Raw genomic sequence first — 26,736 nt, forward strand, 5'->3', positions numbered from 1 at the left:
GTGGTTCTTTCTTATTCAGAAAGAGCGGTATTATGCAATGATTTTTGCAACAACACCCGCACCTACAGTACGACCACCTTCACGGATTGCGAAACGTAAACCATCATCCATCGCGATTGGGTGAATCAGAGTCACGATCATGTTGATGTTGTCGCCTGGCATTACCATCTCTACGCCTTCTGGCAGTTCGATAGTACCGGTTACGTCAGTTGTACGGAAGTAGAACTGTGGACGGTAGCCTTTGAAGAATGGAGTATGACGACCACCTTCATCTTTGCTCAGAATATAAACTTCTGATTCGAATTGAGTGTGTGGCTTGATTGAACCTGGTTTAGCCAGTACTTGACCACGTTGAATTTCTTCACGCTTAGTACCACGCAGCAGAACACCAACGTTCTCACCCGCACGACCTTCGTCCAGCAGTTTACGGAACATTTCAACGCCAGTACAAGTCGTCTTAGCCGTTGCTTGGATACCAACGATTTCAACTTCTTCACCAACTTTGATGATACCACGCTCAACACGGCCTGTTACTACTGTACCACGACCAGAGATTGAGAATACGTCTTCGATTGGCAGCAGGAATGGCTTGTCAATTGCACGCTCTGGTTCTGGGATGTAAGAATCCAGGTAGCCTGCTAATTCAACAATTTTCGCTTCCCACTCTGGGTTGCCTTCCAGCGCTTTCAGTGCTGAACCGCGAACAACTGGAGTGTCGTCGCCTGGGAAATCGTATTGAGACAGAAGTTCACGAACTTCCATTTCAACTAATTCTAACAGTTCTTCGTCGTCTACCATGTCACATTTGTTCAGGAAAACGATGATGTAAGGAACACCTACTTGGCGACCTAACAGGATGTGCTCACGAGTTTGTGGCATTGGGCCATCAGTCGCAGCAACAACCAGAATTGCACCGTCCATCTGCGCAGCACCAGTGATCATGTTTTTAACATAGTCGGCGTGACCTGGGCAGTCTACGTGTGCGTAGTGGCGAGTTGGAGTATCGTATTCTACGTGAGAAGTAGAAATGGTGATACCACGCGCTTTTTCTTCTGGTGCGTTATCGATTTGGTCGAATGCACGAGCGTTACCGCCGTAAGTTTTCGCCAGAACAGTAGTGATTGCTGCTGTCAGGGTAGTTTTACCATGGTCAACGTGGCCGATTGTACCAACGTTAACGTGCGGTTTTGAACGTTCAAATTTTTCTTTAGACACGACTCTATTCCTTATGGAGTTCCCTCTTCACAATAAAGAAGGAACTTAAATTAAAGTAGTTAAATCGATAAAAATCGATTATCTAGCGTTACGAGCTTCGATTACAGCTTGTGCAACGTTGTTTGGCGCTTCATTGTACTTCAGGAACTCCATAGAGTATGAAGCACGACCTTGAGTCTGAGAACGCAGGTCAGTAGCATAACCGAACATTTCGGACAATGGTACTTGTGCACGAACAACTTTACCAGTAGGTAAGTCATCCATACCTTCAATCATACCACGACGACGGTTCAGGTCACCAATTACATCGCCCATGTAGTCTTCTGGAGTTTCCACTTCAACTTTCATGATTGGCTCAAGCAGAACTGGTTTCGCTTTTTTGAAGCCGTCTTTAAATGCCAGCGATGCTGCCAATTTAAACGCCAATTCAGAGGAGTCAACATCATGGTAAGAACCGAAATGCAGACGAACACCCATGTTAACTACTGGATAACCAGCTAATGGACCAGACTTCAGCTGCTCTTGCAGACCTTTGTCAACCGCAGGAATGTATTCCGTAGGGATTACACCACCTTTGATTTCGTTGACAAATTCGTAGTCCATTGGCAGACCATCTTTGTCTTTCTTGTCCAGTGGGTACATATCGATAACGACATGACCGTACTGACCACGACCACCAGACTGTTTCGCGTGTTTACCTTCGATATCAGTCACTTTAGCAGTGATTGCTTCGCGGTAAGCTACTTGTGGTTTACCAACGTTCGCTTCAACTTTGAATTCACGACGCATACGGTCAACCAGAACGTCCAAGTGCAATTCACCCATACCAGCGATGATAGTCTGATTAGTCTCTTCATCACTTGATACGCGGAATGATGGGTCTTCTTGAGCCAGGCGGCCTAATGCGATACCCATTTTTTCTTGGTCAGCTTTAGTTTTTGGTTCGATTGCAACAGAGATTACTGGCTCTGGGAATTCCATACGCTCCAGGATGATTGGTGCATCAACTGCACATAAAGTATCACCTGTAGTTACGTCTTTCAGACCGATAGCAGCCGCGATGTCACCAGCGCGAACTTCTTTAATCTCTTCACGCTTGTTAGCGTGCATCTGAACGATACGACCAAAACGCTCTTTCTTCGCTTTAACAGCGTTCAGAACGGTATCACCTGAGTTAACAACACCGGAGTAAACACGGAAGAATGTCAGGTTACCAACGAATGGGTCAGTTGCAATTTTAAATGCTAAAGATGAGAACGGCTCTTCGTCACTTGCATGACGTTCAGCTGGAGTATCTTTACCATCGTCCAGAACACCGTTAATTGCCGGTACATCTGTAGGAGCTGGTAAGTAATCCACGACCGCATCCAGCATCGCCTGAACACCTTTGTTCTTAAATGCAGAACCACAGGTAACCAGGATAATTTCGCTAGCAAGAACACGTTGACGTAAAGCACCTTTGATTTCTGCTTCAGTCAGTTCTTCACCGCCCAGATATTTTTCCATCAGTTCTTCTGATGCTTCTGCAGCGGATTCGATCAGGTTGTTGTGCCACTCTTCAGCCAGCTCTTGCATGTCCGCAGGGATATCTTCGTATTCGAAGGTAACGCCTTGGTCTTCATCGTTCCATTTGATTGCTTTCATTTTCAGCAAGTCAACAACACCAGTGAACGACTCTTCTGCGCCAACTGGTAATTGCAGTGGAACTGCAGTAGCTGCTAAACGAGTTTTTAACTGCTCAACAACACGTAAGAAGTTCGCACCCATACGGTCCATTTTGTTAACGAACGCGATACGTGGAACTTTATATTTGTTAGCCTGACGCCATACAGTTTCAGACTGTGGCTGAACACCACCAACCGCACAGTAAACCATTACCGCGCCATCAAGAACACGCATAGAACGTTCTACTTCGATTGTGAAGTCAACGTGTCCCGGGGTGTCGATGATGTTGATACGGTGTGGTTCATACTGCTTAGCCATACCAGACCAGAATGCAGTAGTCGCAGCTGAAGTGATAGTAATACCACGCTCTTGCTCCTGCTCCATCCAGTCCATTGTTGCAGAACCTTCGTGGGTTTCACCGATCTTATGGTTTACACCAGTATAGAACAGAATACGTTCAGAAGTTGTGGTTTTACCGGCGTCGATGTGTGCACTGATACCGATGTTACGATAGCGTGCTATGGGCGTTTGACGAGCCATTTTTTCCTCTCTCGTGGGCGTTCAATTCTTCATATAAAGGGCAGCTGAAAGCTACCCTGAGATACATCACTAAGATTGGTAAGAGATTACCAACGGTAGTGTGCGAACGCCTTGTTAGCTTCTGCCATACGGTGAACGTCTTCACGTTTCTTAACAGATGAACCTTTGTTCTCAGCAGCGTCTGATAATTCGTTTGCCAGGCGAAGTGCCATAGATTTATCACCGCGTTTACGAGCAGCATCAACGATCCAACGCATTGCCAGGGCATTACGACGAACCGGGCGAACTTCAACTGGAACTTGGTAAGTTGAACCACCAACACGGCGGGATTTAACTTCCACAGTCGGACGCACGTTATCAAGTGCTAATTCGAATGCGTCAAGTTCAGTTTTACCAGAACGCTGAGCAAGGAGCTCAAGTGCGTTATATACGATTGCTTCAGCAGTAGATTTTTTCCCGTCTACCATCAGGATATTTACAAATTTGGCCAGTAATTCTGATCCGAACTTAGGATCTGGAAGAATTTTACGTTGACCAATTACGCGACGACGTGGCATGGATATGACTCCGTTGTTAATTCAGGTTTGTCCAAAACTCTACGAGAGTATTTTGACATTAAGATTAAAAATGTTTGGCCTTACTTAACGGAAATCCATTAAGCCTTAGGTTTCTTCGCGCCGTATTTAGAACGAGCTTGCTTACGGTCTTTAACACCAGAACAGTCCAGTGCGCCGCGAACGGTGTGATAACGCACACCTGGCAAGTCTTTAACACGACCGCCACGGATCAGGATTACGGAGTGTTCCTGCAAGTTGTGGCCTTCACCACCGATGTAGGAAGATACTTCGAAACCGTTAGTTAAACGAACACGGCATACTTTACGTAATGCTGAGTTTGGTTTTTTAGGAGTGGTAGTATATACACGAGTACATACGCCACGTTTTTGCGGGCAAGCTTCCAGTGCTGGAACGTTGCTTTTCACAACTTTCGAGCTACGAGATTTGCGTACCAGCTGATTAATAGTTGCCATTATTAAAAAAGCTCCTGGTTTTTTGCTTCGTAAACACGGATTTTGACCTCGTTCGCCAACATGACGATACACGAGGACGCGAAATTTTATTGCCGACTGGCTCAGGTGTCAAGAAATATACAACTTTTAGTGACTTTATAAGGCAAAATGTTGCTTATGAGCTTCAGTTAGCTTTACAAAACCTTGATATGAGATGATAGAAACGTCATCAGCTACCTGATCTTGTAGCCCTCGGGCATGAATATCTGCATCCAAGGCATAGATTTGGGCACCGCTATTTTGTAGTTCCGCAAGATATTTGGATTGTGAAACAGCGGCAATCACACCATCTTGGAAAAGCAATATAGCGTCTTCATTGGTGATTAAACGCAATAGCGCTGAGAAATCACATTTAAATGGAGAAGTGGCTAGAGTGTATAGCATAGGTAGGATCCTACTATAGATCAAAATCCGAACACAAGATCAAATTTTGAACACAATCTCAAAATTTGAGCACAACATCACAGGCGGATAGCCTCTCTTGGATCTGCTGGGGTGTTAAGAATTCAGGTGTCACAACCCACTCATTTTGCTGGCTAAGACCTCTTTCCTTTAATGACTCTAAACATAGGTAAATATTTTCAATGTCATAGAGAGGTAAGATCTTGAACGTCGAAATATAGTCCCGAGCTAAAATTTCTTTAGGCTGCTGATGAGCGAATAATTGGCATACACCATCAGAAAGGAAGAATACGCTAATTTCTTCTGTCAGTGCCGAGGTTGCTAATAATGCATCCAGTCCTTCGCGCCCACTGGCACTACCATGTGGCATAGTCGTAAAAACAAAGGCTATTTTCTTCACAAGAGACCTTATCTTATAGAGTGACGTCGTTCATGATGTTCAGGTTTAAAACTGGATGGTGCGGTCAGCGGTTAACATGGATTCAGCAAGACTGCCTAAACCGCTCATGGTAAAACTTTCAGATAAGTTATGAGCAGATAGCGATAGCGCGTTAGCTTGTTCTTTATCTGTAATACCACGACGTAACCCTGCGGCAACACAGACATTCATTTCACAGCCCGATTCTTGTGCCAGTTGGCGCCATGCTTTGACCAGGTCAAATTCATCATTTGCAGGGGAAGTTAAAGCATTGCCATTAAGAACGCCATCTTGATAGAAAAACACTGTTTTCAATAAATGCCCCTCTTTAAGAAGGGCCTTGGCAAATTGATAGGCACTTGCTGATTGTGAAGTGCCATATGCGGGGCCAGTCACTAACAAACAATAGGTTAGCGGGGTTGTTTTACTCATTCACCACTCTTAAATTGGCGGATATATAAATAGACGGTGTGCTTAGAAATATTCAGGCGGTCAGCCACTTGGTTGATAGCATCTTTGATATCAAAGATACCTTTTTCGTACAAGTTCAGAACCACTTGTTTATTTTTCGCGTTGTTAGAAACATTACGGTCATTGCTAACTTCTTCGATGGTGTATTCTAATGTTTGTGCAACCAAGTCATCGACTGAAGACGCGAAGTTGACATCCGAAGTCACTTCTTGCTTTTCTTCTGGCACAAAAGACTTAATGATTTCAGAGAATGGCACATCCAAGTTCATGTTAATACACAGTAAGCCGATAACACGTTGCTTACGGTTACGAATCGCAATCGTCACAGACTTCATTAAGTCGCCACTTTTTGCTTTCGTAAAATAGGCTTTAGAGACATTGGATTCCGCATCCGCCATATCATGAAGCATTCTTAATGCTAAGTCAGTGATAGGGGAGCCAATCTTACGCCCTGTATGCTGGCCATTCGCTATTCTCACTGCTGAACATTTGAGGTCTTCTAAAGAGTGAAGAACAATTTCACAATGCTCACCAATTAGCATAGCGAGCCCGTCAACCGCAGCTTCATATGATTTTAAAATTTCGTGGTCAGTCTCAGTAAACGGCTGGTTATCAAGAATATTAATATCACTGAGGTCTTGGGATTGTAATGCATCAGACATTTCAACGTCATCCTTCTAAAGTGTATAAAATTCATCACGTCAACCAATGAGGCATTCATTATTCGACTCATTTGCCTTCATTTTATCGTACATAGTCAACGGATGTGATGATTAAAAATAAAAACGAATCTATTGAAGTTAAAACTCCGAGGCGTTGCCGTCAAGCGAATGAATGCAAGAGAGTATGTTTTATCACAAGTTTTAAAGAATATAAGATTTTTAAATGCAAATTTTTAATCGAGAATGACACAACTCTGCTTTTTTAGCATTGGATTGCGTAACTCAATGAAAAAAGCCCAGAACGAATCTGAGCTTTTTTATTTTTAACGATGTGAAATCTTATTTTGCAGCAGGTTTGATGTCTAATAACTCAACATCGAAGACAAGCGTTGAGTTTGCAGGGATACCTGGAACGCCATTTTCACCGTAAGCTAATTCTGGTGGGATAACTAATGTCATCTTGCCACCTTTCTTCAGGTTAGATAAACCTTCAGTCCAGCCTTTGATCACTGAATTTAATGGAATAGTCAGTGGCTCGTTACGAGAATAAGAGCTATCGAATTCTGTGCCATCGACTAAAGAGCCTTTATAGTGAACAACAACGGTTTCGTCTTCTTTAGGTTTTGCGCCAGTGCCATCTTTCTCAATTTTGTACAGTAGGCCAGACTTAGTTTTCACTACGCCCTTTTCTTTTGCAAATTTCTCGCGATATTCGTCACCTTTCTTCACGTTAGCTACTGATTCAGCTTTGATTTTATCTTCAGCTGCTTTTTTCACTTGTCCTTCGAATTGACGTAATGTTTCTTCAACTTGAGCATCAGTCATTTTGCTTTTGCCGTTGAATGCATCTTGAACACCAGCCAGTAATTGAGCTTTGTCCAGATTAATACCGATCGATTTTTGCTCTTCTAAAGAATTCTGCATATAGCGACCTAAAGAGGCACCTAATGCGTATGCGTTACGCTCTTCAGCATTTTTGAAAGCGCTCGCTTGTGTTTTTGCTTCTTCTGCCATAACTTGTGGGGCAGTAAAAGCGAATGCTAATGTTGTTGCTAATAGACTTGCCTTAAACAGTGATTTCATCCTAATCTCCGATAGCTATTATTCGAGCCATACGGCTCATTTTTATTGATAGCTGTTCCTTATCTTAAAAAACAAGCTGTCAGTTAACACAAAAAATATAAGAATATCTTAGACCACATTAACAAAAAGAGGTTTCAACGCCTACACCTTTAAATAAAACTTATCTGTTGATTTGTAATGTTCGGTTATTATGATGTTTTTTTCATGGTGAGAACCCATAAGGAGAGTCTAAAATGGATTCATCAGACAATTTTGAACAGCGTTTAGAACTTTTAGAAAGCAAAGTTGCTTTCCAAGAATTGACCATTGAGCAGCTTAACCAAGTGATTACAGAACAACAAATGCAGCTGTCAAAAATGCAAGAACATTTACGCATCGTTGCGGAGAGGTTGAAAGCGTCGCAATCATCTCACCTTGCCCGCCCTGAAGAAGAGACTCCCCCTCCACATTATTAATCTCTCAGCTATTCGCCTTGATATGAAATTGGGAGATATCAATATCAGGCAATGCCACTTCTTCGGGCTTATTCAATTGAGGAACCCATTCATAGGGGACTCGATAAGCCCGATAAATCATGTTATTCCATGCGTATTGCTCGTCGGTATAAGGGGAAATATATTCCCAAACAATTTTATTTTCCTTGGTAACTTCAATAATTCGTCCATCCGCGCCCTCTGTAATCAGAGTATTACCATTAAGTAATCGTTGCACACTGCTAACATGCGGACTATAAAATCGAAAACGATTCGTCGGTATTTTAAATCCCTGCTCATTTGCAGAATGCTGCCAAACAATATCTAAACTGATCGGGTCTATCTCCAAGACTCGAGAATAATCACGACCCGCATTTTTTAATCCATAAAGCGAGGTTGGCGTTGCTTGCCCATAGCCTGCTTGCCAGCCATTATCAAACAGTAAAATATTCCCCGCCCCCGGTAACCCTTGAGGAATAAGATGGGCATGATGTTGACCAATAATCCCCCCTAAATGTTTAACATTATCATGGGTATAATCAGGCCCAATTTGCCATACAATCTTTCTTGTTTCACGGCTGGTAATTCCAATAATATTCGCTTCCCGAGAGCTCCATATTATATTCTCAGGATGAAAATCAGCATTGCCATTATCATAGTGTTTGTTGGGACCAAGCCAAGATAGGCTATTGATATGTAAATAATCCCCTACATCACCAACGATCAGATTAGGATTACGATAAAAGACATTTTTAGCAGTTTCAGAAAAACCGAGCTCCGAAAAATAATCACTGAACGCCCATGCCCATACAATATTTCCCTGCCAATCAATCTCAACAAAGACGTCATCCAGTAATGGCTTATCTGATATTTGAGGATTTTGAATATTTCGATGGCAAAGTAATAATGTTTTTCCATTATGAACAGGGGATATCAAGCCAGGCGTATAATACCCGACGGGATTTCCTTCTCGTTGAAAATCATGATGCGCCCTTGCAGACCAATATTGTTTTCCGACATCATCCGTCAATGACTCTACACGATCGAATGACCAAACTTCGTTATTATCCCAATCCCGCTGAACCAACCTGGTATATTCGCGATATTTATTACCCTCTTTTGGCTTTTCATAGCTCAGCAGATTGCCTTGAGATAACATTTTGCAAGGCACGCCATCACTGTCCTGCCAAACATGAACTTCATTGCCATTCATATCAATAAGCACAGCGCCCTTATTCGCCGCTGAGAATAATGTATAACCATTCCATGCTTTATCTGGTCTATAAATTGTTGTTTTTGTAGGGTAAATAGAGGGAGTTCCCATAATAATTTTCCTAGATGATTGAGACTATGACGCGAGATAAACAAAGAAATTAATCTCGATAAACATCATGGGAATTATAAGACAGAAAATTAACCAATTGATTTATAATAAATTTTAGTGATTACTAAATTTAATGACGGGGAATGCTTGAGACCGAATTTTGAGCAAAAAAAAGCCCAACATAAAAATGTTGAGCCTACTTTCGAAATAAAAAACGAGTTCGCTTTTTATTGAATCTCTCTTTTAGAGATTAGTGGCAACCACAACCGCCATGCTTGTGACCGTGACCTTGACCTTCGCCACCACCACAGCAACCGCCTTCTGAACCGTGGCTATGACCGCCACCGCCACAGCAACCACCTTCGTGGTCATGGTCGTGGTCGTGACCATCAGCACCATGGACGTGGCCATGAGCGATTTCTTCTTCAGTTGCTTCACGGATAGCCATGACTTCAACATTAAATTTCAGGTTTTGACCTGCTAACATATGGTTACCGTCAACGATAACTTCATCGCCTTCGATGCCAGTGATTTCAACTGGAACTGGACCCATGTCAGTATCCGCTAAGAAACGCATACCCACTTCCAGCTCATCAACGCCCATGAATACATCTTTCGGTACGCGTTGAACTAAGTTGTCATCATATTGACCATATGCATCGTCTGAAGCGACTTCAACATCGAAATGTTCACCAACTTCACGACCTTCTAATGCTTTTTCCAGACCAGAAATTAAAGAACCACGGCCATGCAGATAGTCCATTGGCGCATTTGCCGGGGACTCATCAACTAAAACACCGTCTTCTGTTCTTACTTGGTAAGCTAAGCTTACAACCAAGTCTTTTGCTACTTTCATGACATCTCCTACGACCCGTAAGGGAAAAATTTTTGCCAATTGTACCGGAAAACAATTGTGCTGTATTGAGAATTGACAAAATTCTCTTATTCTGGGGTAAAAATTCCAATAACTTGTTCTTGCTTTCTCACATGCTCAGTCGCATCGCCTTCAGCTTGACGTTGTTGATCCCCGCAATTGACACATTCAACCACATCAATTTTATCTTCTCGCCACATCATTAAGGTGTCTTGAGACTTGCATTTAGGGCAGGTTGCCCCAGCAATAAAACGCTTACGTGTTGCTGCCATTTTTCTACCTTACTGTTCATTATTCCAGCTGTGCGGTTGGCGATTTTCTCTTTGCATCTCTTTTTCGAAAAGTTCGTTGAGTTCACGCCGCGCCTCTTTAATACGCGAAATTTGCCCGCTATCGCTATTCTCATTTTCAGGAATGATATCCCTTAACATACGCATATCAAGCCGGCGAAAATGCTGTTTTGCACGATAAGCTTTATGAGGATGCATACCTGTACTAATCAGTGCCTTACTTCCCATTTCTAACGCGCTTGAGAAGGTTTCACGGCTAAAATCCGTCACGCCACTATGCAGTAATTCGTGAGCCTCTAAACGCCCTTTTGCACGGGCAATAATATGCAAGTTCGGGAAGTTTTCTTGGCAAATACGCACAATTTCCATCACTTCTTCAGGAACGTTGCTGGTGATCACAATGGCTTTGGCTTTATCCGCTCCCGCTGAGCGTAGAAGTTGTAGTTCTCGCGCATCCCCATAATAAACGGTGTAACCGTAGCGGCGCATGGTACTAATCGCGGTAACATCTTGTTCAAGCACCGTAATATTCACTTTGTTCGCCATCAATAGACGACCAACCACCTGCCCCATTCGTCCAAATCCCACTAAAATCACGTGAGGATTGGTGTCTTCCACAAACGGTTTTTCGGTAGAGGTTGGCTGCTGATTATAACGGCGGTTGAGATACGCATCTATCAGCTGCATCACAAGTGGCGTTGTCATCATCGATAGCGTCACCACCACCAACAATAAATCCATTTGCCTTTCATCAATCACGCTAGCTCCGAATGCCGTGGCATAAATCACAAAGGCGAACTCACCACCTTGGCTAAGCACCCCTGAGAATTGCGCTCGAGCGCCTGTACGTAAACGTGCCACAAATCCCAGCACATATAAGACAAGCGCTTTCACAGCGACCAGCACCAAAACTGCCAATAAAACTTGAGGGAGATAAGCCCACAATACTTGTAAATTTAATGACATACCGACGGAAATGAAAAACAGCCCCAGCAGCAAACCTTTAAACGGCTCGATATTGATTTCAAGTTCATGACGAAATTCCGTCTCAGCGAGCATCACCCCCGCCATAAACGTCCCCAAGGCCATTGAAAAGCCAAGGCTTTCCATTATCAATGCGGAACCCAGTACGACTAACAACGCCGCTGCGGTAAAAATTTCATGCACGCCCGATTTCGCTGCAAGCCTAAATAATGGACGTAGTAAATAACGTCCGACAATCCATAACCCTGCAAACGCCACCACTTTCAATCCAATTTTGTACCAATCGCTGCTTCCCGTATCACCTGCCAACAGCGGAATCAGCGCCATAATCGGGATCACAGCCATATCTTGGAACAGTAAAACAGAAAAGCCAAGCTGCCCACTTTCTTGGTTGGACATCCCTTTTTCATTCATTAATTGCAGCGCCATTGCCGTGGAGGACATCGCCATTCCCAGCCCACCAACCACTGCTGCCTGCCAAGAAAACTGAGCAAGGATCAGGATACCCGCCATCAAAGCTGCGGTCACAACCACTTGAATGGTGCCGACACCAAAAATCGACCGACGCAACTCCCACAATTTCGAGGGCTTCAGTTCCAACCCAATCAAAAACATTAAGAAGACAACACCCAGTTCCGAGAAATGCAGGATGTCATCCACATTGCGAATAAAGCCCAATACAAATGGACCAATCGCAATCCCCGCTAATAAATAGCCTAACACCGCTCCCAAACGGATTTTTTGGGCAATCGGCACCATCACCACACCGGCGCATAAAAATATGATCACCGATTCAAATAGATTTAATTCATCCATTTGAAATGTCTCCCGTATTGAGGGGTTGTCTCATCCATTGCTTATACTCTTCAACCATTTGCTGTAACTGTTGTGGGCTCTGTCGGCGGGCAGAATAGATAATGTTCGGTTCCATCCAGTGCATATCACACATCAATGAGGTCAACTCAAATGGACGAAGGATTTCAGATAATGGATAACGATTATAGCCACCATATTGGTAAGCTTCTTCTGGCTCTCCAGTAGTAATAATCGAGCGCCAATATTTGCCTTTCAATTTTTGGTATCCTTGGTCTGTGGCAAATCGGCGAGTCAGAACTTGGTCAAACCACTCTTTTAATAGCGCGGGACAACTATAAGTATACAGCGGGTGCTGAAATACGATGACATCATGCTGGCAAAGCAGCTTTTGTTCTGCGGTGACATCAATAAAATAATCGGGATATGTTGCGTATAAATCGTGGATAGTGACATTGTCAAAACCGCGCACTGCATTTAACAACAGACGATTAGCAACAGATTCATGGGGGTCTGGGTGAGCATAGACCACGAGCACTTTTGGCGTATTTGACATCTTTCCCTCCTCAAAGGCGTGTCAGGCGGATAATTTTCCGTTACCATGCAGCCTGCTAAATGTACTTTAAGCTTAATATATTTCAGTAATAACTTTATTATTCGAATATATCTAACTCAATAATTTAACATATTTTCAATAGACGGTTTCTATGATTGTTTTCTCTTCATTACAAATTCGCCGAGGTGTACGTGTTCTGCTGGACAATGCAACTGCGACTATCAATCCGGGGCAAAAAGTCGGGTTAGTGGGTAAAAACGGCTGCGGAAAATCCACATTGCTGGCACTGTTAAAGGGTGAATTGCAAGCGGAAGCAGGATCAGCAACCTTTCCAAGCAATTGGTCTATGGCATGGGTGAACCAAGAAACCCCAGCCCTTGATGTACCTTGTATTGAGTATGTGATTGATGGCGATCGTGAATTTCGTGCCTTAGAACATAAACTCCAACAGGCGAACGAAAAAAATGACGGTCACGCTATCGCCGTTATTCATGGGCAATTAGATGCGATTGATGCGTGGACAATTCAATCCCGTGCAGCGAGTTTGCTACATGGTCTTGGCTTTAGCCAAGCACAGCTACAGTCTCCGGTAAAATCATTCTCCGGTGGGTGGCGTATGCGCCTGAACCTTGCACAAGCCTTACTGTGCCGCTCCGATTTATTACTTCTCGATGAACCGACGAACCACTTAGATTTAGATGCGGTGATTTGGCTGGAAAAATGGCTTAAGAGCTATTCTGGCACCTTAATTTTGATTTCCCATGATAGGGACTTCCTCGACCCAATCATCGACAAAGTGCTGCATATCGAACAAGAAACCATGTTCGAATACACAGGCAACTACTCTTCATTCGAACGCCAACGTGCCACTAAGCTGGCGCAGCAACAAGCCTTGTATGAAAGCCAACAAGCTAAAGCCGCCCACTTACAAAGCTATATTGACCGCTTTAGAGTGCAGGCCACCAAAGCTAAACAGGCACAAAGCCGAATTAAAATGCTTGAACGTATGGAGATGGTCGCCCCTGCGCACGTGGATAACCCATTCCATTTTTCATTCCGTCAACCGGAAAGCCTGCCTAATCCATTATTAAAAATGGAAAAAGTCAGCGCAGGTTACGGCGAAAAAGTGGTATTAGAATCCATCAAATTAAATTTAGTTCCGGGTTCTCGCATTGGGTTACTCGGCCGTAACGGTGCCGGTAAATCCACATTAATCAAAATGCTAGCAGGCGACTTGCCGCCATTACACGGCGAAATCTCACTCGCTAAAGGGATCAAACTGGGGTATTTCGCCCAGCATCAATTAGAATATTTGCATGCGGATGAGTCCCCATTACAGCATCTTGCTCGCCTTGCGCCAGAGCAAACCGAGCAGCAATTACGTGATTACCTTGGCGGCTTTGGTTTTAAAGGTGACCAAGTGACGGATCCTAGCGGACGTTTCTCCGGTGGAGAAAAAGCCCGCTTAGTATTAGCTCTAATTGTCTGGCAGCGCCCTAACTTACTGTTACTCGATGAGCCAACCAACCACTTAGATTTGGATATGCGCCAAGCACTGACCGAAGCGTTAATGGCTTTCGAAGGCGCATTGGTTGTGGTTTCCCATGATAGGCACTTACTGCGCACGACCACCGATGAGCTGTATCTGGTTCATGGCGGAAAAGTCGAGCAGTTTGATGGAGATCTTGAGGATTACCAACAATGGTTAGCCGAGCAGAACAAAATGGAGCTACAGCAAGCTCGTGATCTGCTTGATAAAGAAAAGCCAGCCAGCACATCAACCGTGACGGCGCAAGATAGAAAAGACCAAAAACGCCGTGAAGCCGAATTCCGTCAGCTGACCCAGCCTATCCGTAAAAAAATCACGGAGTTGGAAAAGAAAATGGAAAAACACTCTGCATCATTAGCTGAGTTAGAGGCGAAGTTATCCGATGCTGCCATTTATGAGCAAGATAAAAAAGCGGAGCTAACTGACTGTTTGAAAAAGCAAACTGAGCATAAATCAGCCCTTGAAGACGTTGAAATGGAATGGATGGATCTGCAAGAGCAGTTAGAAACTATGACCAATGAGTTTGAAGCTGGCTAATTCGTAATAGCCTTTCAATAATAACCCTTTATTAAAATCAAATTAATAAGGGGTTATTTCAATAAACAACCAAAAAAGATAATCATAATTGGATTTCTTGCATTTGAAAATTTAATTACACATAAAAATCTTATTTAAGGTTTCTTTAAAACATAATCCGAAGCGTTGACGTATTATTAATAGAATTAAATATTAACATATCGTTAACCTGAAGCAGTTATAGCCACACAATCAAAGTGTAACACAAGAAATAACACTTATTCTTCAATGAATTAAAATCACCATAAAACGCACTAATTGCCATCTATTTTGTCGCTTAAATATCCCCATTATAATGAAGCCAATTCTACAAACTAAAAATAAAAACCTATAAAGATAAGGCATTAGCACTTATCAAGATTCTATGGTTGGTGCAGCATGATTTATATCATTACGATGCTCTATGGCAGAGACACAGCAAAAAAATATTTCTGGTTTATTCTGGCACTCACATTATTTGGTGTACTGATTGGTGCCTGCTTTTTTCTATTACCTTTTTTTGCTGATCCCCATGAGTTTATGATCTTCCTCTGTATTCCAATTTTATTGGAAGCCATTCGCTCGTTTGTCTGCGCGATGTATTGCCAAGGTGCTACCCGAGGACTGAGGATCAGTCGCGGATTAGTGCTACTTTTAATGGTCTACATTGTCTTGTTTTCTAAAATACATGCGTGGGAAACCGTTCTCTCTGGATTTATTACTGGCTTATATCTCATGGTCAGCGCTATCTGGAAAATGTCCAATAGCGTGGTTTTGAAATTTAAACGCTGGAAGTTGATGCTCACTGTCTCCATTATTGAATTCTCATTAGGTTTATGGAATTTCATTCCTTGGTCTTTTGACTATTCATCTCGCCAAGTTTATTGGGATGTCGGCACGCTGATTATGATCTTCTCCCTCGACTCATTCTTTGTTTACTACTTTGTTGTGAGCAGCCAAATTCCCAATGCCAATCATATGGTATTTACGCGCAATAATGACGCTTCAAATAGAGAGCGCGGCACACTACATGTATGGACAACTACCGGGCAACTGCCGCTATTTTTTAAAATTATCCAGCGTTATATTGTTTCCCGTAATTCATTGGGTGTGATTAGTACTGGGCATGTTGCTTTCGAGCTGGATGAAATTTATATCAGCCACTACCCAGAGAAAGATATTGACCGCGATACCGCGCAATTCTTGCAGATATTAAAATCCACCGAAGAAAACAATGACACAGGCGTTTTTCAAATCAGTTATCTTGATGAAATGAAAATTGCGCCACCATCAAACTTCAAATTAACCATTGAAGGGATCAGTAAAGAAAAGCTAGACGCATTCTGGCAAGAATACAGTAAAGACACGACCTACAATTTAACTAGTCGTAATTGTTCAACCGTCGTTTCTTTGGCGCTGATAAAAAGTACCGAGGGATATTTTACTGAGAAAAAAGGCGGTTTCATGCTACTGCTTAAATTGCTCTTTAGCCCTGAGCTTTGGGTTATGTCCCAACTCAGAAAACATGCAAGTATTATGACGTGGACACCGGGCATTGTTTTAGATTATTCCCGCGCCATGTCCGTTTTATTGAAAATGTAGCGTGCAGATGAGCAATCTATTACCTCAGAATGAGTGGAGAACGGAGTATCGCTATAAATCCCATATGGATTTTAATAACGAAACTTCAGACATCTCCATCCATAATTTTCGCTCTTTTCAGTTTGCCGACAAAAATGAATATACTTGGGATACTAAGCATTACAATCTGTCTAACTTGCAAAGTGTAGATTTAGTACAATCCCACTGGTCTGGCAAAATGATCGCCCATGTTTTTCTGAGCTTCGGTTTTTCCAATGGGGATTATGTCTCTTTTTCTATCGAGACAAGGCGAAAAGCACATCAACAATTTTCAGTTTGGAAGGGATTTTTCTATAACTACGATATTATCTATGTAGTTGCTGATGAGCAGGATTTAATTGGTACTCGCGTTAATTTACGCAATGAGCAAGTCTATATTTATCCCTTAAATTTAGATAAGCCACTTATTACAGAACTGTTTCTCAATTATATGAGCAAACTTAATCAGCTCAAAGAGACCAACGAAAAATACCATTCCATGTGGAATAACTGCACAACCAGCATTTATAAAATCGCCAAAAAAACCTACCCTGATTTTAAATTTAACTGGAAACTGTTAGTCAGTGGCTACGCTTCACAATATTGCCATCAATTAGGCTTTATTGAAGATAAAGATTATTTTAACAAACAACAAATCCCATTAATCCAATTGGTCGATAACCAATTTTCTCAAATAATACGCCGATAATAATGAAAAAAACCTGCCAAACGCTATAAAAAATAGCGAAGGCAGCGTTGAAATGTATGGCAAAAACAGGCTAAATCAATTTGGCTAGGCAGTACAAGAATAAAAAATATTAGACGCATTTCATGCAATTGTTATAGGGTGTCGTTTCACACCTTCACGCACATAACATGGTATTCGCCATCAATTTTTTCTGTGCCTTCCGTTTCATGTTCAAAACCCGGGAACTCACTATCCCATGCTTGTAAACTACGCAAATAGCCAATATGCGGGCTGTTAGTTTCTCCAAAGCTTTCGCCGGATAACAACATTGGGATCCCCGGTGGATAAGGAATAATCGAGTTCGCTGCAATACGCCCAGCCAGCTTATCTAACGGCACAGCTTCAACGCGATTCGCAACAATCTGTTGATAGGCATCACGTGGGCTCATCATGACATTGGGTAACTCTGAATAGGCTTGATTTAGCTGACTTCCCGGATTATTACGCTGCAAATAAGCAAACATCTTATCCCCCAAGTCCCTCAGCCCCATCTCACCATAAATTTCAGGCGCCACTTCCACCACTTCAGGTAACACTTTTTTCAGTTGAGTGTTGGTATCATAGTGGCGTTTAAAGGAGAGCAATGCATTGACTAATGTGCCCCATTTTCCTTTGGTGATCCCCATAGAAAACAGGAACATAATTTGGAAATCGGTAGTGCGGGTCGGCACAATACCATAGTGATTTAGCCATGCGGTGACGAGCGCCGCAGGAACACCGGAATCAAGTAGCTTGCCATCGTCCCCCATTCCTGGTGCCAAAATACTCACTTTGATAGGGTCTAACATCGCCCAATCTGCAGGAATATTTTTGAAACCATGCCACGTATCTTCAGGGTTCATTACCCAGCAGCTTTGCTCTTTCATCAACAATTCAACAGGGGCAAACTCAAAATCATAACGCTCACCAGTTGCAGGATCCTTCACCGTTTCCTGATTCCACGGTTTGAAAAACCACTCACCATCATTTTGGAACTCTTTGTACAGATAGCCGAGTGATTGACGAAAGTCGATGGCTTCGCGGATCACTTCATCGGTTAATGAGCGCCCACTATTTCCATCCATCATATCTGCCGCAATATCGTTCGATGCGCAAATGGCATACAACGGCGATGTGGTTGCATGCATGTGATAGGCTTGATTAAAGCGATTAAAATCAATGGCATTACGTCCATTACGAACATGAATGAACGAAGCTTGCGACAGCGCATTCAATAATTTGTGCGTTGAGTGAGTAGCGAAAATGGTAGGGTCATCGTCTTTGCGCTCTTCATCACGCATCGCAAAATGGTCACGATAAATCGGATTGAATCGCGCGTAGCCATACCATGCCTCATCGAAATGAATTCTATCGAGGGATTTATCCAATAAATTTTGCACTTTGCGCGCGTTGTAGCAAACACCATCATAAGTACAGTTTGTTACCACGCTATACGCCGGTTTTTTCCCGATTTTATCGGTAGTAAATGGATTATCAGCAATCTTTTTCTGAATAGCTTCAGGGGACATTTCTGTGGGGTAAATCGGTCCAATAATTCCATAACGGTTACGACTCGGGACCATATAAACAGGCTTTGCTCCCGTTAAAATCAAGCCTTGTTCGATGGATTTATGGCAGTTTCGGTCAATGACCACCACATCGTCATCCGTCATGCAAGCTTGCATAATGGTGCGGTTCGAGCCCGAAGTCCCGACCACTACAGAATAGGATTGATCTGCACCAAAAATCCGTGCTGCGTTTTTCTCACACTCGCCAAATGCCCCAGTGTGATCGAGCAATGAACCAACGGCAACTCGCTCGATGCCGATATCTGTGCGGAATAAATTTTCGCCAAAAAAATCGTGATAAATACGCCCTGCTGGCGTTTTAGTGAAACCCACTCCGCCTTGATGTCCCGGTGCTGCCCATGAGTGTTCGTGTACATCACTGTATTTAATCAAACTTTTCATTAATGGTGGGAGCAATTGCGCACGGTAACGGATGATAGCAGCAAGAACACGTCCGGCAATAAAGTCCGCGGAGTCCTCTAAAATCCATGCAAATTCATCCACTTGCTCCATCATTTTTCTATCAAATGCCACTAAGGCTTCTTCACGATCACTCAACAGAAAAACGGGCACATCTTCTTGGCGACGATGTAGTTGGGTGATCAGCCGGTGAGCTTGAGCCTGTTCTTCCTTATCGGACATATCTCGTCCGTAAAGTAAGCAGTCAATGCTGGTGTTTGAGCGAATATAGGCGAGACCGTCTTCAAAATCACGGATAATGACCGTTTCGACGTGTTCGTCATTCAGTTCGCTTGCCAGCCGCGCAACCGCATGGCTTATCACAGAATCTTCGTCTGTAAGCTCGGTATAAACGATCAATGCCCTCATGGACTCTCCCTCAATGAATTATTTTAAGCTAAATAATGCCTCCTTTAGTCTTAACGCAGATAAGATTATTTTGCAAAGTTATCGAGACATTAATAGCTATTCGTCAAGTTTATTAATCATCACTTTGGCATTCATCACCAATGCTTTCGCTTTATCTTCCCGTTTTTGTAACAACGCCATAAACAGCAAATCGGTAAGGGTATTTTGTGCCGTTCTTGACGAAATTGATGAGCTCCGCCATTCGTTCTCTTCCGCCACACTTTCCAACATATAGTCTGACATTTGAGCGAGGGGTGAATCTTTGGAGCGCGTGATAGCGATAACACAAGCACCATTTTGATGCCCAATATTCGCGGCAGTGAGCATATCTTTACGCTTTCCAGAGAAGGAAATAACAATTTGCACATCTTTCGGCGTCAAGGTTAAGGCGGCAGCAATTTGAACGTGATGATCCGGCTCCACGAGAGTGGTAATACCGATTTTCTGAAGTTTATAGCTTAAATCTTTCGCAGTGAGCCCAGAGCCACCAATCCCAACAATCTGCACACGTTGCGCACTGTCTATACGTTCAATAATTTTTTCAAACTGTTTAAAATCAAGGCGTTTCGTTGTTTCTGTGATGGAATAATTTTTCTCTAATGCCAGCTTCTGCGCGACCACCATCAAGCTATCCGTTTGAGTAATACGGTTATGCAACGCACTGTGAGGCTCCCCCAACTCTTGCTGTTGGCGGCCAATGATTTCACTCAACGCCAATTTCAGCGCGGGATACCCCTTTACACCTAATTTTTGACTAAACTTCACAATAGCGGATTGACTGATCCCCAACTGCTCCGCTAACTGCGAAGACGACAGTTTCAGCACATTTTCCGGACTTTCTAAGATAAATTGTGCAATTTTGCGTTGATTTTCCGCTAATCGCGGCAAGAGGTACGTGATGGTATCGAGTAGTGTCATAGTAGCCCTCAAAAAGGTAAAGCCTCATCAACAGAATAAATTTACAAATAAATTATTCCTTCAATAAAAACTCAATGCTTGTCATTTAATCATTTAAATTCAAATAAATATTATTTTATCGAGCAATAAGCGACCAAATTTATTCGCTTATATTGGCAACAGAGAATAGATAGTACCGTGATAACCATCACATCAAAGGAATAAATAATTCCATAGCATACCCCCATGATACGTTTAAGGAGTTATTACTATGTCGATTGATTTAAGCAAGATGGTCACGGAAAGCCGTAACGAAGCCAGTACCCACATTGACCAATTATCTACCATTGAAATGCTTCAAGTAATCAACAATGAAGATAAAAAAGTCCCTTTGGCTGTCGAAAAAACCTTACCGCAAATTGCAGAATTGGTCGATAAAGTTGCGGCAGCTTTCCAGCAAGGTGGTCGTCTGATTTATTCCGGTGCAGGTACTTCGGGACGTTTAGGGATCCTCGATGCCAGTGAGTGTCCACCGACCTATGGAACCCCTCATGAACAAGTTATTGGGCTGATTGCTGGTGGTCACCAAGCCATCTTCCGTGCAGTTGAAAATGCGGAAGATAAACCCGAGTTAGGAGAGCAAGACTTAAAGAATATCGATTTTAATCAAAAAGATATTCTAGTTGGCATCGCCGCTAGTGGTCGCACGCCTTATGTTCTGGGAGCCATGAAATATGCTCGCTCCTTAGGTGCAACCGTTGCCTCAATTAGCTGCAACCCTGATAGCCCTGTTTCCCAAGCTGCTGACATTGCCATCACCCCGATTGTGGGTGCTGAAGTTGTCACTGGCTCTTCGCGCATGAAAGCGGGAACCGCACAAAAACTGATTTTAAATATGATCACCACAGGGGCGATGATCCGCATCGGTAAAGTCTTTGGCAATTTAATGGTAGATGTGGAGGCAACTAACGCCAAGCTCATTGAACGCCAGACTAAGATTGTGATGGAAGCAACTGAATGTGACCGCCAAAGCGCAGAATCTGCATTACAACAATGTGATAGACACTGTAAGACAGCGATTTTGATGATTTTATCTGGCTTAAATGCCGATGAAGCTCGTCAATTGCTCGCTAAAAATCATGGCTTTATTCGCACTGCCCTCAACATCGCAAAATCCGTCTAATCAGCGGATCTCTATGAGAGAAACAGTATGGCTAAAATAACAAATGAAATGATACAGCAGCTCCTGCAACACGTGGGGGGCGGTCGTAATATCAAGCAGTGCGGTAACTGCATGACGCGTTTACGGCTCACCTTACATGATGATCAGTTTATCGATAAAACCGAAATCAAAAAAATCCCCGGCGTACTGGGCGTGATTGAAAGTGACGACCAGCTGCAAATTGTTTTGGGTCCAGGAAAAGCCCAAACAGCCGCGGATTTAATGAAGCAAATGTTAGAAAATGGCGAAGCGGATGAAGCTCATGACGCTAACGCGACCCAAGATCTGAAAGAGATTGCTTCTGCCAATAAACAGCAGATGAAAAAGAAACAAACCAGCGCCGTTCACCGCTTTCTATCTAAATTTGCGACTATTTTTACGCCATTAATTCCGGGCTTTATTGGCGCAGGTCTATTAATGGGCTTGGCGTCATTGCTCACATTATTATCGGCGAACCAAAACTTATTCCCTGCGGATTCAACCCAACTTGCCCATCTCAAAAGCTTAATTGCGTATATGAGTGTATTCGGTAAAGGGTTATTCACCTTTATGGGATTGTTGATTGGTTATAATGCCCAAAAAGCGTTTGGGGGAAGCGGTGTTAACGGTGCCATTATCGCTGCGCTGTTTATTTTAGGTTACGACCCGGCGGCCACTAAAGGCTTCTATTCCGGCATGACAGACTTCTTTGGTTGGTATATCGACCCGAGAGGCAACATTATCGGGATCCTAATTGCCTGTATTTTTGGTGCTTGGGTTGAAAAACAAGTACGCAAAATTATTCCAGCCAGCTTGGATATTATTCTAACCTCAACGATTACGCTGTTAATCGTCGGTGCTGCGACCTTTGTTTTCATTATGCCTATCGGTGTGTGGTTATTCGAAGGAATGTCTTGGCTATTCATGCATTTAAACGGAAACCCTATCGGCACAGCCGTCTTAGCGGGTCTGTTCTTAATTGCGGTAATGTTCGGTGTCCACCAAGGCTTTATTCCGGTGTATGTCGCGTTAGTTGAAGCTCAAGGGTTTAACTCGTTATTCCCAATCTTAGCGATGGCGGGTGCGGGTCAAGTAGGCGCCGCATTAGCGCTGTACGTGAAAGCCAAAAAAGGCTCTGTTACCCGTAGTCAAATTGGTGGTGCCCTATTCCCCGGCTTCTTAGGCATTGGTGAACCATTAATTTACGGGGTGACGTTACCGCGCGTGAAACCGTTTGTCACCGCTTGTTTAGGGGGCGCTGCTGGTGGTTTCTTTATCGGAGCGGTCGCGTGGATGGGTTTACCTGTTGGGTTAAATACTGTATTCGGTCCTTCAGGGCTAATCGCTATTCCGTTGATGACGTCAGATCAAGGCGTGCTTCCTGCAATGGCAGTGTATGCAGGCGGTGTCTTAGTCTCTTATCTATGCGGGTTTATTTTCACTTATCTATTTGGCAGTAAAAATGTCGATTTGGACTAGAGAATAGTGTGGATTGAAAAGCAAAAAGGCACCTAACGTGCCTTTTTTCTCGTAGAAAAACTTACTCCAGCCAAATTAACGGTACACACGCTGCGGTCAGTATCCCCATCACTAGGTTAAAAATAAACCATGCGCGGCGGCTACGTAAGAAAACTCCGATCAAGGAACCAAAGCCCATCCAAATCAAGCCCGCGACGAAATTCACAATCACAAACGCGATGCTCATCACGATAATAGACTGAGTAAATAACTCGCCTGGAAGACTAAAACTCCCTACTGCGCCTAGCCCCATCATCCATGCTTTCGGGTTTAAGAACTGCAACAGTCCGCCTTGAAACCAAGTAACGCTTTTAGAGGCTTTACTGTCTGTTTTGAGTGGCTCGTAACTGGCAGTGGCTGTTTTCCACGCTAGCCATAATAAATAAACGCTACCAATGATTTTCAGCACAATATGAATTGCAGGATATAATAGTAATAGCGCGGCAACACCGAAGGCAGACAAATATAAAATTGACTGCATGCCCAGCATTATTCCTAATAATAATCCGATACTGCGACGAAAACCGTAGTTAGCTGCACAAGAGGTCAACAACATGTTGTTAGGGCCGGGTGTAACTGCTGCAATGAATAAAAACGTAAAAAGCGAAAAAATTAGCCCCAGAGTCATTTATACTATGTTCCTCAACCTAAATTTGTTTCTAGATTTGTTTACTTGCATCACAGAAAAATAACAGTATGTTATGTCACTCACAAGCGTTCCACTAAATAAAAAATAAGGCCATGTCAGAAAATTTCCGCCCTATGAGTTGGGCAAAGAACCCACATCTCCAAACCTTATTGCCAAGGATCTTTCGCCGTACCCCGAAAATTATCCCAACATGGCAGCGATTAGAATTGCCTGACGGTGATTTTATCGATCTTGCTTGGAGTGAAAACCCAGAACAAGCGAGCGAAAAGCCTCGTTTAGTGATTTTTCATGGGTTGGAAGGAAATTTTAAAAGCCCCTATGCCCACGGGATGTTAGAAAGCGCCCAGAAACAAGGGTGGCTCGGCGTGATCATGCATTTTAGAGGATGCAGTGGTGAACCTAATCGCCAAAAACGTATTTACCATTCCGGTGAAACCAGTGATGCACGCTATTTTTTACATTGGCTAAAACAGACATGGGGTGATGCCCCCACCGCCGCGGTAGGCTATTCCCTTGGCGGTAATATGCTCGCCTGTTATTTAGCTGAAAACGGTGAGAATGCTGAATTAGATGCTGGCGTCGTTGTCTCGGCGCCATTAATGCTTGAAGCCTGCTCCATGAAAATGGAGAAAGGAATTTCTCAGCTCTATCAACGTTACCTATTAAATGGATTGAAACGTAACGCCACCCGCAAACTGGTGCGTTATCCGGGTTCACTTCCTCTTAATTTGTTGCAGCTTAAACAGTTAAAACGCATTCGTGAATTCGATGATGTGATCACCGCGCGTATTCATGGTTTTGATGATGCTGCGGATTATTATCAAAAATGCAGTGCGCTACCTAAGTTATCTCAAATTACTAAGCCAACCCTGATTATTCACGCGAAAGACGACCCGTTTATGGCGCCCGAAGTCGTGCCTGATTTAAGACATTTACCCGAAAATATTGAATACCAAATGACGGAGCATGGTGGGCACGTCGGGTTTGTCGGCGGCAGTTTTAGAAAACCACAAATGTGGTTAGAAACTCGCATCCCTCTGTGGCTAACTGCGTATTTGAATGAGCAAAAATCATGATTATTCCGTGGAAAGATCTCGCCCCTGAAACGCTTGAAAATCTTATCGAGAGTTACGTTTTACGCGAAGGAACTGATTATGGCGTTCACGAAAAAAGCTTACAGGACAAAGTGGATGATGTGAAACGGCAGTTAGTTTCCGGCGAAATTGTGCTAGTCTGGTCTGAGTTACATGAATCGGTAAATTTCATGCCTAATAACCAGTTTCGCCCGTAGCGCTGTTTCTCAAAAATAGTGGTCATGGCGTAAAACAGGGAGTCCACTATGTCGAAGAAGCATCCGATTATTGCAGTGACGGGTTCGAGTGGCGCAGGAACAACCTCAACGAGCCAAGCTTTTCGTAAAATTTTCCATCAATTAAATATCCGCCCTGCCACCCTTGAGGGGGATAGTTTTCATCGTTATACCCGTCCTGAAATGGATATGGCTATTCGTAAAGCTCGCGAGCAAGGGCGCCATATCAGTTATTTCGGCCCAGAAGCCAATGATTTTTCTCTACTGGAACAAACCCTCATTGATTATGCCCAAACGGGTGGCGGTCAATCTCGGAAATATTTACACACTTACGATGAAGCCGTGCCTTATGGTCTACAACCCGGCACATTTACGCCATGGGAGCCATTACCCGCTAATACCGATGTGCTGTTTTATGAAGGATTACATGGTGGCGTAGTCACCCCAGAGCATGATGTTGCTCAGCATGTTGATTTACTTGTCGGTGTAGTACCGATTGTTAACCTTGAATGGATCCAGAAATTGATCCGCGATACCACCGAGCGAGGGCATTCTCGTGAAGCCGTAATGGATTCTGTAGTCCGTTCGATGGGGGATTATATTAACTATATTACACCACAGTTTTCTCGTACTCATATTAACTTCCAACGGGTTCCTACCGTTGACACCTCTAACCCTTTCTCTGCTAAAGCAATACCTTCACAAGACGAAAGTTTTATCGTTATTCGCTTTAGAGGATTAGAGCAGATCGATTTTCCTTATTTATTATCCATGTTAAATGGCTCATTTATTTCAGCGATGAATACCATTGTAGTACCCGGTGGGAAATTAGGACTCGCAATGGAGCTTATTATGATGCCATTAGTGGAAAAGCTAATGAAACAGCGAAATGGGTAGTTTGACACTCTCATTAAAGAGATAAATAACAAGATGCTTATCTTAATTATCGATAAGCATCTTAATATCAAGAAAACAATTACGGCGCTTTAATTTCGAAACTATGAGTCACGTTAACCGTTTTTTCTAGCATGATAGCAACGGAACAATATTTTTCAGCCGAAAGTTGAACCGCACGCTCCACCACTTTGTCCGTTAATTCACGTCCCGTCACAATGAAGTGCAGGTTGATATCCGTAAAATAACGAGGGGCTTCTTCACGACGCTGTGAAGTTAATTTCACTTCACAATCAACAATATCCTGACGACCTTTTTGCAGAATAGAAACCACATCAATCGCACTGCATCCGCCTGCCGCCATTAAAACCATTTCCATCGGACTCGGTGCTTTATCGCCCGCATTACCATCCATCATGATTTGATGACCTGATGCCGACTCACCTAGAAAAGAGAGCCCTTCAACCCACTTTACGCGTGCTTCCATTTTTATTCCTCTCGAAAATAGTGATATTTATCGTCACATTGTTCCATATCTCTAGA

At 43.2% G+C, this 26,736-nt stretch carries 27 protein-coding genes; 9 read left to right on the forward strand and 18 right to left on the reverse strand.

Going from position 1 to position 26,736, the window contains the following annotated elements; translation table 11 throughout:
- Positions 1-30 precede the first annotated feature (30 nt).
- From tuf to fkpA, 9 genes are all read right to left on the reverse strand, one after another.
- Entirely contained in the window at positions 31-1,215 is a 1,185-nt protein-coding gene (gene tuf, locus GKR71_RS07215; protein WP_187128653.1) for an elongation factor Tu, read from the reverse strand.
- Positions 1,216-1,293: 78 nt separating this feature from the next.
- Entirely contained in the window at positions 1,294-3,420 is a 2,127-nt protein-coding gene (gene fusA, locus GKR71_RS07220) for an elongation factor G (protein WP_036948738.1), read from the reverse strand.
- 86 nt (positions 3,421-3,506) lie between these two features.
- Positions 3,507-3,977, reverse strand: a complete 471-nt coding sequence (gene rpsG / locus GKR71_RS07225) for a 30S ribosomal protein S7 (protein WP_006813694.1) — start codon at positions 3,975-3,977, stop codon at positions 3,507-3,509.
- A 98-nt stretch (positions 3,978-4,075) separates the two neighbouring features.
- Positions 4,076-4,450 (reverse strand): 30S ribosomal protein S12, encoded by a 375-nt coding sequence (gene rpsL, locus GKR71_RS07230; RefSeq protein ID WP_004265905.1) that lies wholly within the window; start codon positions 4,448-4,450, stop codon positions 4,076-4,078.
- A 135-nt stretch (positions 4,451-4,585) separates the two neighbouring features.
- A complete protein-coding gene (gene tusB, locus GKR71_RS07235) occupies positions 4,586-4,873 on the reverse strand; it encodes a sulfurtransferase complex subunit TusB (protein ID WP_036948734.1) in 288 nt (95 codons plus the stop codon).
- Positions 4,874-4,931: 58 nt separating this feature from the next.
- Positions 4,932-5,291 carry a sulfurtransferase complex subunit TusC gene (gene tusC / locus GKR71_RS07240; protein WP_230085037.1) on the reverse strand — a complete coding sequence of 120 codons (360 nt, stop codon included), beginning with the start codon at positions 5,289-5,291 and terminating at the stop codon, positions 4,932-4,934.
- Between the two features lie 45 nt (positions 5,292-5,336).
- Positions 5,337-5,741 (reverse strand): sulfurtransferase complex subunit TusD, encoded by a 405-nt coding sequence (gene tusD, locus GKR71_RS07245; protein ID WP_036948729.1) that lies wholly within the window; start codon positions 5,739-5,741, stop codon positions 5,337-5,339.
- Positions 5,738-6,442 carry a helix-turn-helix transcriptional regulator gene (locus GKR71_RS07250; protein ID WP_036948726.1) on the reverse strand — a complete coding sequence of 235 codons (705 nt, stop codon included), beginning with the start codon at positions 6,440-6,442 and terminating at the stop codon, positions 5,738-5,740. The genes tusD and GKR71_RS07250 overlap by 4 nt, the downstream gene beginning before the upstream one ends.
- A 339-nt stretch (positions 6,443-6,781) precedes the next feature.
- Positions 6,782-7,525, reverse strand: a complete 744-nt coding sequence (gene fkpA / locus GKR71_RS07255; protein ID WP_036948748.1) for an FKBP-type peptidyl-prolyl cis-trans isomerase — start codon at positions 7,523-7,525, stop codon at positions 6,782-6,784.
- A gap of 233 nt (positions 7,526-7,758) precedes the next feature.
- Here fkpA and GKR71_RS07260 point away from each other — a divergent pair, with 233 nt between their 5' ends.
- Positions 7,759-7,980 carry a SlyX family protein gene (locus GKR71_RS07260; RefSeq protein WP_036948724.1) on the forward strand — a complete coding sequence of 74 codons (222 nt, stop codon included), beginning with the start codon at positions 7,759-7,761 and terminating at the stop codon, positions 7,978-7,980.
- Between the two features lie 4 nt (positions 7,981-7,984).
- Here the strand turns inward: GKR71_RS07260 and GKR71_RS07265 are convergent, their stop codons facing one another.
- From GKR71_RS07265 to kefG, 5 genes are all read right to left on the reverse strand, one after another.
- Positions 7,985-9,322, reverse strand: coding sequence for an aryl-sulfate sulfotransferase (locus GKR71_RS07265; protein WP_154634089.1), 1,338 nt, complete (start codon positions 9,320-9,322; stop codon positions 7,985-7,987).
- A 250-nt stretch (positions 9,323-9,572) separates the two neighbouring features.
- Positions 9,573-10,178 carry a peptidylprolyl isomerase gene (gene slyD / locus GKR71_RS07270; protein ID WP_006659533.1) on the reverse strand — a complete coding sequence of 202 codons (606 nt, stop codon included), beginning with the start codon at positions 10,176-10,178 and terminating at the stop codon, positions 9,573-9,575.
- Positions 10,179-10,264: 86 nt separating this feature from the next.
- Positions 10,265-10,468, reverse strand: a complete 204-nt coding sequence (locus GKR71_RS07275; RefSeq protein ID WP_036948717.1) for a YheV family putative zinc ribbon protein — start codon at positions 10,466-10,468, stop codon at positions 10,265-10,267.
- Positions 10,469-10,477: 9 nt separating this feature from the next.
- Positions 10,478-12,286 carry a glutathione-regulated potassium-efflux system protein KefB gene (kefB, locus tag GKR71_RS07280; protein WP_036948714.1) on the reverse strand — a complete coding sequence of 603 codons (1,809 nt, stop codon included), beginning with the start codon at positions 12,284-12,286 and terminating at the stop codon, positions 10,478-10,480.
- A complete protein-coding gene (kefG, locus tag GKR71_RS07285; protein ID WP_108478763.1) occupies positions 12,279-12,839 on the reverse strand; it encodes a glutathione-regulated potassium-efflux system ancillary protein KefG in 561 nt (186 codons plus the stop codon). The genes kefB and kefG overlap by 8 nt, the downstream gene beginning before the upstream one ends.
- A 151-nt stretch (positions 12,840-12,990) precedes the next feature.
- Here kefG and GKR71_RS07290 point away from each other — a divergent pair, with 151 nt between their 5' ends.
- The 3 genes from GKR71_RS07290 (at position 12,991) to GKR71_RS07300 (ending at position 17,272) form a co-directional block, all read left to right on the forward strand.
- Positions 12,991-14,925 carry an ABC transporter ATP-binding protein gene (locus GKR71_RS07290; protein ID WP_108478762.1) on the forward strand — a complete coding sequence of 645 codons (1,935 nt, stop codon included), beginning with the start codon at positions 12,991-12,993 and terminating at the stop codon, positions 14,923-14,925.
- Positions 14,926-15,342: 417 nt separating this feature from the next.
- A complete protein-coding gene (locus GKR71_RS07295) occupies positions 15,343-16,545 on the forward strand; it encodes a peptidase (protein ID WP_108478761.1) in 1,203 nt (400 codons plus the stop codon).
- Positions 16,546-16,552: 7 nt separating this feature from the next.
- Positions 16,553-17,272 carry an Lnb N-terminal periplasmic domain-containing protein gene (locus GKR71_RS07300; protein WP_036948703.1) on the forward strand — a complete coding sequence of 240 codons (720 nt, stop codon included), beginning with the start codon at positions 16,553-16,555 and terminating at the stop codon, positions 17,270-17,272.
- 146 nt (positions 17,273-17,418) lie between these two features.
- Here GKR71_RS07300 and adiA read toward each other — a convergent pair whose 3' ends face one another.
- Positions 17,419-19,686, reverse strand: a complete 2,268-nt coding sequence (gene adiA / locus GKR71_RS07305) for an arginine decarboxylase (protein WP_154599894.1) — start codon at positions 19,684-19,686, stop codon at positions 17,419-17,421.
- A gap of 96 nt (positions 19,687-19,782) precedes the next feature.
- On the reverse strand, positions 19,783-20,643 hold the full coding sequence (locus tag GKR71_RS07310) for a MurR/RpiR family transcriptional regulator (protein ID WP_154599893.1): 861 nt from the start codon (positions 20,641-20,643) through the stop codon (positions 19,783-19,785).
- Between the two features lie 250 nt (positions 20,644-20,893).
- Between GKR71_RS07310 and murQ the strand changes: the two genes are divergently transcribed.
- Positions 20,894-21,805 (forward strand): N-acetylmuramic acid 6-phosphate etherase, encoded by a 912-nt coding sequence (murQ, locus tag GKR71_RS07315; RefSeq protein WP_036948695.1) that lies wholly within the window; start codon positions 20,894-20,896, stop codon positions 21,803-21,805.
- A 27-nt stretch (positions 21,806-21,832) separates the two neighbouring features.
- On the forward strand, positions 21,833-23,302 hold the full coding sequence (gene murP / locus GKR71_RS07320) for a PTS N-acetylmuramic acid transporter subunit IIBC (protein WP_036948692.1): 1,470 nt from the start codon (positions 21,833-21,835) through the stop codon (positions 23,300-23,302).
- Positions 23,303-23,363: 61 nt separating this feature from the next.
- On the opposite strand, the gene GKR71_RS07325 is transcribed toward murP, so the two are convergent.
- A complete protein-coding gene (locus tag GKR71_RS07325) occupies positions 23,364-23,969 on the reverse strand; it encodes a LysE family translocator (RefSeq protein WP_108478756.1) in 606 nt (201 codons plus the stop codon).
- 113 nt (positions 23,970-24,082) lie between these two features.
- Here GKR71_RS07325 and GKR71_RS07330 point away from each other — a divergent pair, with 113 nt between their 5' ends.
- Genes GKR71_RS07330 through GKR71_RS07340 form a run of 3 tightly spaced genes read left to right on the forward strand, consistent with a single transcriptional unit; the run spans position 24,083 to position 26,196 of the window.
- The gene (locus tag GKR71_RS07330) at positions 24,083-25,066 is read left to right on the forward strand and encodes a hydrolase (protein ID WP_036948687.1); all 984 of its coding nucleotides are present in this window, start codon (positions 24,083-24,085) and stop codon (positions 25,064-25,066) included.
- Complete coding sequence (locus tag GKR71_RS07335; protein WP_036948684.1) at positions 25,063-25,281, forward strand: YheU family protein; 219 nt, start codon at positions 25,063-25,065, stop codon at positions 25,279-25,281. Before GKR71_RS07330 ends, GKR71_RS07335 begins: the two co-directional genes overlap by 4 nt.
- Positions 25,282-25,329: 48 nt before the next feature.
- Positions 25,330-26,196: a phosphoribulokinase gene (locus GKR71_RS07340; RefSeq protein ID WP_036948682.1), complete on the forward strand. Its 867-nt coding sequence runs from the start codon at positions 25,330-25,332 to the stop codon at positions 26,194-26,196.
- A 79-nt stretch (positions 26,197-26,275) separates the two neighbouring features.
- Here GKR71_RS07340 and GKR71_RS07345 read toward each other — a convergent pair whose 3' ends face one another.
- Positions 26,276-26,680, reverse strand: a complete 405-nt coding sequence (locus GKR71_RS07345; RefSeq protein ID WP_036948679.1) for an OsmC family protein — start codon at positions 26,678-26,680, stop codon at positions 26,276-26,278.
- Positions 26,681-26,736 lie beyond the last annotated feature (56 nt).

Source organism: Providencia sp. wls1922 (genome assembly GCF_009706505.1).
In the GTDB taxonomy this organism is placed as follows: Bacteria; Pseudomonadota; Gammaproteobacteria; order Enterobacterales; family Enterobacteriaceae; genus Providencia; species Providencia lanzhouensis.